Here is a 2455-nt window from a genome sequence, read left to right as displayed (position 1 = left end):
GGCGGCTCGTCCGCGGCCGTGTCGGCAGCCGGGACGAGCCGCGCCGGTCAGCCGTACGGGTAGAAGCCCGCGTCGGTCTTCCGGCCGAGCCGGCCGGCGTCCACCATGCGCTGGAGAAGCGGAGGCGCGGCGTACAGCGGCTCCTTGAACTCCTCGTACATCGAGTCGGCGACCGAGGCCACCGTGTCCAGCCCGATCAGGTCGGCGAGCTTCAGCGGGCCCATCGGGTGCGCACAGCCCATCTCCATGCCGTTGTCGATGTCCTCGCGGCTGGCCGTACCGGCCTCGAACATCCGGATCGCGGACAGCAGGTAGGGGATCAGCAGCGCGTTGACGACAAAACCGGAGCGGTCCTGGGCCCGGATGGCGTGCTTGCCCAGGGCCTTGGTGACGACCGCCTCGGCGCGGGTGACGGTCTCCTCCGACGTGGTGAGCGCCGGGATCAGCTCCACCAGCTGCTGCACGGGCGCCGGGTTGAAGAAGTGGATGCCGATGACCTGGTCGGGGCGGGAGGTCGCCACCGCCAGCTTCACCAGCGGAATGGAGGAGGTGTTGGACGCCAGGATCGCGTCCGGTCGGGACACCACCTGGTCGAGCACCTGGAAGATCTCCGTCTTGACCTGCTCGTTCTCGACCACGGCCTCGATGACGAGGTCGCGGTCCGCGAACTCGCCGAGGTCCGTGGTGAAGCTCAGCCGGTCCAGGGCCTGGTCCCGCTCGGCCTCGGAGATCTTGCCGCGCTCGGCGGCCTTGCCGAGCGAGTTCACCAGCCGGGTGCGGCCCAGCTCCAGCGCCTCGCCGGTGGTCTCGGCGACCTTGACCTCCAGCCCGGCGCGCGCGCACACCTCGGCGATGCCGGCGCCCATCTGGCCGCAGCCCACCACTCCGACGCGTTCGATGTCGGTCACATCGTGCCTTTCCCTGATTTGTCCGGTCCGTGGCGCGCGGGCCAAGGGTGTCGGCCGCTGCGCCTCGCCGACCGACGTTACCCGGGTCCGCCGCCCGGGTGATGCCCGGGTGTCGAACTCACCCGGTTATGCCCGGCGCCCGTGTCAGTCCCCGTCCGTGCGGGCGGCCCGGGGCATGCTGTGCCACGCGTCACATCCCTACCGGACCAACCGGGACACAGCATGGAATCAGGGGGCACGATGGGGCGGATCACACGCCGGATGTTCGCTGCCGCGGCGGCCGGAGCACTGTCCGGTCCGCTGCTCACCGGCTCGGCCGACGCCAGGCCGACACCCGAGCGGGAGTTGGCGGCGCCACCGGCCGGCGGGGGAGGGGGGACCGAAATGCGGGGCATGTGGGTGGCCTCCGTGGCCAACATCGACTGGCCGAGCTCTCCGGGACTGGGCCGGCAGCAGCAGCAGGACCAGCTGCTGGCGTACCTGGACACCGCGGTGCGCCGCCGGCTGAACACCGTCATCCTCCAGGTCCGGCCCACGGCCGACGCCCTCTGGCCGTCGCCGCTGGAACCGTGGTCGCACTGGCTCACCGGGCAGCAGGGCCGCGACCCCGGCTGGGACCCGCTGGGTTTCGCGGTGCGCGAGGCGCACCGCCGCGGTCTGGAACTGCACGCCTGGTTCAACCCCTACCGGGTGGCCAACCACACCGACCCCCGCAAGCTCGCCGCGGAGCACCCGGCCAGGCGCCACCCGGACTGGGTGGTCCCCTACGGCGGCAAGCTCTACTACAACCCCGGCCTGCCGGCGGTACGGCGGTTCGTCCAGGACGCCATGTTCGACGCCGTGGAACGCTACGACATCGACGCGATGCACTGGGACGACTACTTCTACCCCTACCCCGCGGCAGGCGCGGACTTCGACGACGCCGCCGCGTACCGCAGGTACGGCGGCGGGTTCGACTCCCGGGGCGACTGGCGGCGCCACAACATCGACCTGCTGGTGAAGGAGACCTCCCGCCGGTTGCGACAGGACCACTCCGGGGTGCGGTTCGGCGTCAGCCCGTTCGCGGTGTGGCGGAACGAGTCCACCGACCCGCGTGGCTCGGCGACCGCCGGGGGAGTGCAGACCTACGACGACCTGTACGCCGACACCCGCAAGTGGGTCAAGGAGGGCTGGGTCGACCACATCGTGCCGCAGGTGTACTGGCACCTGGGGCATCCGGCGGCCGACTACGCCACGTTGGTGCGCTGGTGGAGCGACGTCGTGGCGGGTACCGGGGTGGACCTGCACATCGGTGAGGCGCTGTACAAGGTGGCCGACGCGGCGCAGCCCGCTCCGTGGCACGAGCCGGACGAGCTCTCCCGGCACCTGACCTTCTGCCGGAAGCAGCCCGAGGTGAAGGGCAACGTCTTCTTCTCCGCCAAGGCGGTCAGCGCCGACCCGATCGGCGCGATGAGCCGGGTGGTCCGCGACCACTACTCCGCCCGCGTCTGACCCCCGCCCCCGACGCGCCCCGGGCTCGCCCTCCGACGTGTCCCGCGGCGCGCCCG

At 71.7% G+C, this 2455-nt stretch carries 2 protein-coding genes; one reads left to right on the top strand and one right to left on the bottom strand.

The features are described 5' to 3' along the window. Positions 1-47: 47 nt before the first annotated feature. Positions 48-908: a 3-hydroxybutyryl-CoA dehydrogenase gene (locus tag ACYVE9_RS23010; RefSeq protein WP_461029804.1), complete on the bottom strand. Its 861-nt coding sequence runs from the start codon at positions 906-908 to the stop codon at positions 48-50. Positions 909-1148: 240 nt separating this feature from the next. Between ACYVE9_RS23010 and ACYVE9_RS23005 the strand changes: the two genes are divergently transcribed. Continuing rightward, complete coding sequence (locus ACYVE9_RS23005; protein WP_461029803.1) at positions 1149-2399, top strand: glycoside hydrolase family 10 protein; 1251 nt, start codon at positions 1149-1151, stop codon at positions 2397-2399. Positions 2400-2455: the final 56 nt, after the last annotated feature.

Source organism: Streptomyces sparsus, assembly GCF_054776295.1.
This window is presented reverse-complemented; position numbering and strand designations above follow the sequence as displayed.

Excerpts from the sequence above, each read along its gene's own strand:
- ACYVE9_RS23005 (WP_461029803.1), top strand. The coding sequence starts at position 1,149 with ATGGGGCGGATCACACGCCGGATGTTCGCTGCCGCGGCGGCCGGAGCA.